Below are 6,467 nucleotides of genomic sequence, written 5' to 3' on the forward strand. Positions count from 1 at the left end.
GCACATCCACCAACGACCAGTCGGTGAACTCCGCCAGCGCCGCGGCACACTCCTCGATCCGCGCGGCGAACACCGGCGAGGCGTCCATCAGCCCCACCGCCATACCGGCCCACTGCGACCCCTGCCCCGGGAACACGAACGCCGTCCGGCCGCCGACGACGGAGCCCTGTGCGACGCACGCCGCCATACCGCCCTCGGCCAGGGCGGTGAGCCCGGCCAGCAGATCGGCGCGGTCGTGGCCGCGCACCACGGCGCGGTGGTCGAGCTGGGCCCGGGTGGTGGTCAGCGAGAGGCCCACGTCGACCGGGCTCGGCCCGGGGTCGGCCTCGAGGTGCGCCAGCAGCCGCTGCGCCTGGTCGCGCAGCGCCGCCGCGCTCTTGCCCGACACCGCCCACGGCACCACGTCCAGCCGCTTCGACGACGGGGTCGGTTGCTCGGTGGCTTCCTCGGCCTCCTCGGTCTCCTCGGCGGGGGCCTGCTCCAGGATGGTGTGCGCGTTGGTGCCGCTGAAGCCGAAGGAGGACACCGCGGCCCGGCGCGGGTGGTCGGTCTCCGGCCAGGGGGTGGTCTCGGCGAGCAGCGACACCGCGCCCGCCGACCAGTCGACATGCGGGGTCGGCTCGTCGATGTGCAGAGTCCTCGGCAGGACGCCATGGCGGATGGCCATGACCATCTTGATGATGCCCGCGACACCGGCCGCGGCCTGGGTGTGCCCGATGTTGGACTTGATCGAGCCGAGCAGCAGCGGCTGGTCCTCGGTGTGCTCCTGGCCGTAGGTGGCGAGCAGCGCCTGTGCCTCGATCGGGTCGCCGAGTGTCGTACCGGTGCCGTGTGCTTCGACGGCGTCGACATCGGCCGCGGAGAGGCGGCCGTTGGTGAGCGCCTGGTGGATGACGCGCTGCTGGGACGGGCCGTTGGGCGCGGTCAGACCGTTGGAGGCGCCGTCCTGGTTGATGGCGCTGCCGCGGACGATGGCGAGCACCGGGTGGCCGTTCTTCCGCGCGTCCGACAGCCGCTCGACCAGCAGCATGCCGACGCCCTCGCCCCAGCCGGTGCCGTCCGCGGCGGCGGCGAAGGGCTTGCAGCGGCCGTCAGCGGCGAGCCCGCGCTGCCGGCTGAACTCGGTGAACGTCGACGGGGTGGCCATCACCGTGACACCGCCCGCGAGCGCGAGCGAGCATTCGCCGTTGCGCAGCGCCTGGACCGCCATGTGCAGGGTGACCAGCGACGACGAGCACGCCGTGTCGACGGTGACCGCCGGGCCCTCCAGACCGAAGGTGTACGACACCCGGCCCGAGGCGATGGAGCCGGAGCTTCCGGTGCCGAGGAAGCCCTCGACGCCCTCGGGCACGGAGTCGAGCCGCGAGGTGTAGTCGTGGTACATCACGCCCGCGAAGACACCGGTCCGGCTGCCGCGCAACCCGGTCGGGTCGACCCCTGCCCGCTCGAACGCCTCCCAGGACGTCTCCAGCAGCAGCCGCTGCTGCGGGTCCATCGCCATGGCCTCGCGCGGCGAGATCCCGAAGAGCGTGGGGTCGAAGCCGCCCGCGTCGTAGAGGAATCCGCCCTCGTTCACATAGCTGGCGCCCGCCTGGTCGGGGTCGGCGTCATAGAGCGACTCGATGTCCCAGCCGCGGTCCGTGGGGAAGCCGGAGATCGCGTCCTCGCCGCCCACGACGAGCCGCCACAGCTCCTCGGGGGTGCGGACACCGCCCGGGTAGCGGCAGCTCATCGCGACGATCGCGATCGGCTCCTGGTGCCGCTCCTCGACCTCGCGAAGCTGTCGGCGGGCCTGACGCAGGTCGGCGGTGGCCCGCTTGAGGTAATCCCGGAGCTTGTCCTCGTTATTCACCATTGCGTCGGCTCCTTGCGAAGAGGGAGGGGGTGCTCATGTGTTCAGAACGCTCCCGTTCAGGAGGAGCCGAGTTCGTCGTCGAGCAGATCGAAGAGCTCATCGTCGGTCGCGGATTCGAGGTCGTGGTCGTCGGTGTCGCCGTCTGCGGTCGCTTCCTGGGCGTCGTTCCACTTCGCCAGGAGCGCCTGGAGGCGCATGGTGATCCTGGAGCGGGTGACGCTGTCGTCGGCGGCCACCGCCAGGGCGGCTTCCAGACGGTCGAGTTCGCCGAACACCGACGGGCCGCCGCCGTCCCCGTGCGGGAGTTCCGCACGCAGATGGTCGGTCAGGGCGTCGGGGGTCGGGTAGTCGAAGATCAGCGTGGCGGGCAGCCGGAGCCCGGTGGCCGCGCCGAGCCGGTTGCGGAGTTCGACGGCGGTGAGCGAGTCGAAGCCCAGCTCCTTGAAGGCCGCGCCGGGTTCGATCGCCGCCGCGCTGCCGTAGCCGAGCACGGTGGCCACCTGGCCGCAGACCAGGTTGAGCAGGAAGCGGTCCCGTTCGGCCGCGGACATGCCCGCGAGCCGCTCGGCGATGCCCGCCGCCTCGTCCGCCCCGCCGCCACCGGCCGCGGCCCGCCGTACGGGGGTGCGGATCAGCCCGCGCAGCAGCGGGGCGACCCCGGCCGTGGACTGGGCGCGCAGGGCGGCGATGTCCAGGGCGGCGGGGATCAGCACCGCGTGTCCGGCGAGGGCGGCCACGTCGAACAGGGCCAGGCCCTCGGCGTTGCTCAGCGCGCCCATGCTGCCGCGGCTCATCCGCTGCCGGTCGGCGTCGGCGAGGGTCGCGGCCATGCCGCCGTCGTCCTCCCACAGGCCAAAGGCCAGGGAGACGGCGGGCAGGCCCTGGGCGCGGCGGTGCTGGGCGAGTGCGTCCAGGAAGGTGTTGGCCGCCGCGTAGTTGCCCTGCCCCGGGTTGCCGAAGACACCGGCCGCCGAGGAGAACAGGACGAACGCGGAGAGGTCGCTGTCGCGGGTCAGCTCGTGGAGGTTCCACGCCGCGTCCACCTTGGGCCGCAGCACCCGCTCGACGCGCTCCGGGGTGAGGGATTCGATGATCCCGTCGTCCAGGACGCCCGCCGCGTGGATCACGGCGGTGAGGGGGTGGTCGGCGGGGATGTCCGCCAGGAGGCCGGCGAGCGCGTCCCGGTCGGCCGCGTCGCATGCCGCCCAGGTGACCTCGGCGCCCAACGCGCCCAGCTCGGCGGCCAGTTCGGCGGCGCCCGCCGCCTCCGCGCCACGGCGGCTGGTCAGCAGCAGCCTCCGGGCGCCGCGCTCGGTCACCAGATGGCGGGCCAACTGCCCGCCCAGGGTGCCGGACGCGCCGGTGATCAGCACGGTGCCCGTCGGGTCGAGTCCGGGCACGGCCGCCTCGTCCAGGGCCGCCACCCGGGCGAGGCGCGGTGCGTGGACGGTCCCGGCGCGGACGGCCAGTTGTGGCTCGTCCGTCCGCAACCCTGCGACCAGGGCGAGGAGCCAGCCGTTGGCGGCACTGTCTCCGTGGACATCGACGTCGCCTTGGACATCGACCAGGACGAAGCGGCCCGGGTGCTCGGCCTGCGCCGACCGCACCAGGCCCCAGGCGGCGGCGTGGGTCAGGTCGTCCACGCCCTCGGTCCCTTCGGCCCCTTCGGCCCCGGTGTCGTCGCCGGTGGTCACGGCCACCGCGCCACGGGTGAGGAGAACCAGCCGGGAGTCGGCGAACCGCTCGTCGGCGATCCACTCCTGGACCAGCGCCAGCGTCCGCCGGACGACGGTGTGCGCGGCGCCCGCGGTGTCCCCGGGCGTGCCCAGGTCGGGCAGGCACGGCACGAGGACCACATCGGGCGCGATCCCCTCGGCCTCCACCGCCTCGGCGAGCGCGGAGAGCCCCGCGTAGGTCTCGGCCTCGATACCGGTGTCCGCGTCCGTCAGCGCGGCCGTGATCTTCAGGTCGCCGCCGGTGCCGTCCAGGACGGCCCACAGAGCTGTGTCCTCCGGCCGCCGCGGCTCGGCGGGCACGGGCAGCGCGGCCCAGTCGAGACGGAACAGCGCCTCGTGGTGTGCGGTACGGGCGGCCGCGAACTGCTCGGCGTCCAGCGGTCGCAGCGCCAGCGAGCCGACCGACGCCACCGGGGCACCGGCCTCGTCGGTGATCTCCAGCGCCACCGCGCCCTGCCCGGCCGGGGAGACCCGCACCCGCAGCGCGGTCGCACCGACCGCGTGCAGCCGTACGGCGTCCCACGAGAACGGCAGCCGGGCCCGGCCCGCCTCCTCGGCCGGGAAGAACCCGCCGAGCGCCACCGTGTGCAGCGCGGCGTCCAGCAGCGCCGGGTGCAGCCCGTACGCACGGGCCTCGCCCTGCCGGTCCTCGTCGAGCGCCACCTCGGCGAACACCTCGTCCCCGCGCCGCCAGGCGGCCCGCAGCCCCTGGAACACCGGTCCGTAGACGAGGCCGAGCGCGGCGAAGCCGTCGTACAGCCCTTCCACGTCGAGCGGTTCGAGGTCGTCGGTGGTCCCGGTGGCGGCCGGGGGCCATTCCGCCGTGCCGGTGGTGACGGCGGAGGAGGAGTCGGAGACCGTGAGCACACCGGAGGCGTGCCGGATCCACGGCTCGTCGGCGGCGTCCTCCAGCCGCGAGTAGACGGTCAGCGCGCGGCGCCCGTCGGGGCCGTCGGGCTCGTCCACGGCGACCCGAAGCTGCACTCCGCCGCGCTCCGGAAGGATCAGCGGCGCTTCGAGGGTCAGCTCGTCCAGCAGATCGCAGCCGACCTGGTCACCGGCGCGTACCGCCAACTCGACCAGGGCCGTACCGGGCAGCATCACGGTGTCCATGACGGCGTGATCGGCCAGCCAGGGGTGCGTACGGAGCGAGAGCCGGCCCGTGAAGAGGAAGCCCTCGGAGTCGGGCAGATCCACCGCCGCGCCCAGCAGCGGGTGATCGGCCGAGCCGAGACCGGCCGAGACCACGTCGCCCACGGCTCCGGCGGGAGCCTCCAGCCAGTAGCGCTCGCGCTGGAAGGGGTACGTCGGCAGCTCGGTGCGCTGGGCGCCGGTCCCCGCGAAGAACGCCGCCCAGTCGACTGCCACACCGCGCACATGGGCACGGGCGATGGCGGCCGTCAGGGTCTCGGCCTCAGTGCGGTCCTTGCGCAGCGCGGCGGCGAACGCGGCGTCCTCGCCGGTCACACAGTCCTGGGCCATGGCGGTGAGGACACCGTCGGGGCCGAGTTCGAGGTAGGTGGTGACGCCCTGGGCTTCCATCGTCCGGACGCCGTCGAGGAAGCGGACAGCCTCGCGGACGTGGCGCACCCAGAAGTCGGCGGTCGTGATCTCCTCGGCGGAGACGACGGAACCGGTGAGGTTGGAGACGATCGGGATGCGCGGGGCCTCGTAGGTCAGCCCCTCGGCCACCTCACGGAAGGCGTCCAACATGCCGTCCATACGCGGCGAGTGGAACGCGTGGCTGACCGTGAGGCGCTTGGTCTTACGGCCCTGCGCCTCGAAGCCCGCCGCGATCCGCTCGGCCGCGTCCTCGTCACCCGCGATGACGATGGAGGTGGGCCCGTTGAGGGCGGCGATGCTCACGCGGTCGGTGAGCAGCGGCGTGACCTCGTCCTCGGCCGCCTGGATGGCGATCATCGCGCCACCGGCGGGCAGTTCCTGCATCAGGCGGCCACGGGCGGCCACCAGCTTCGCCGCGTCCGCGAGGGAGAGGACACCCGCCACATGGGCGGCAGCCAGCTCACCGATCGAGTGACCCGACAGGAAGTCCGCCTTCAGAACCCAGGTCTCCACCAGCCGGAACAGCGCCACCTCGACCGCGAACAGCGCGGGCTGAGTGAACCCGGTCTGGTCCAGCGCCTCGGCATCCTCCCCGAACAGCACCGTCTTCAGCGGCCGTTCAAGGTGCCCGTCCAGCTCATCGCAGACCGCGTCGAACGCCTCGGCGAACGCCGGGTAGGCGTCGTACAGCTCACGGCCCATGCCGAGCCGCTGGCTGCCCTGCCCGGTGAACAGGAACGCCACCTTGCCGTCCGCCACCGCGCCTTCGGTGAGCCCGGCCGCCGACTCGCCACGCGCCAGCGCCTCCAGACCCGAGACCAGCCCGGCCCGGTCACCGCCGACGACCACCGCACGGTGGTCCAGCGCGGCCCGCGTGGTCGCGAGCGAGTACGCCAGGTCGGTCAGCGACAGCTCCGGCCGCCCCTCGACGTCGGCGAGCAGCCGTCCGGCCTGGGCGCGCAGCGCGTCGGTGTTCTTGCCGGAGAGCACCCACGGCAGAACGGACGGCTGGGCGACCGGGGCGGTCGGAGCCTCCGCCGGTTCGAGCTCAGGGGCCTGTTCGATGATGGTGTGCGCGTTGGTGCCGCTGAAGCCGAACGACGAGACCGCCGCCCGCCGGGGACGACCCGCCTCCGGCCACTCCACCGACTCCTGCAACAACGAAACCGCACCCGCCGACCAATCGATATGCGGCGACGGCTCCTGCGCATGCAACGTCCGCGGCAACACACCATGCCGCATCGCCATCACAATCTTGATGATCCCCGCAACACCGGCAGCAGCCTGCGTATGACCCATGTTCGACTTGATCG

At 73.2% G+C, this 6,467-nt stretch carries 2 protein-coding genes; both read right to left on the minus strand.

The annotated features are described in order from the left end of the window. The coding region (locus tag J5X86_RS49855) for a type I polyketide synthase (protein ID WP_208523185.1) at window positions 1-1,855 on the minus strand (1,855 nt) is incomplete at its 3' end. A gap of 56 nt (window positions 1,856-1,911) precedes the next feature. Continuing rightward, window positions 1,912-6,467 (minus strand): type I polyketide synthase (locus J5X86_RS49860; RefSeq protein ID WP_208523186.1); only part of this gene is annotated, 4,556 nt, incomplete at its 5' end.

It is taken from the genome of Streptomyces sp. NEAU-YJ-81 (genome assembly GCF_017592595.1).
Lineage (GTDB): Bacteria > Actinomycetota > Actinomycetes > Streptomycetales > Streptomycetaceae > Streptomyces > Streptomyces hygroscopicus_B.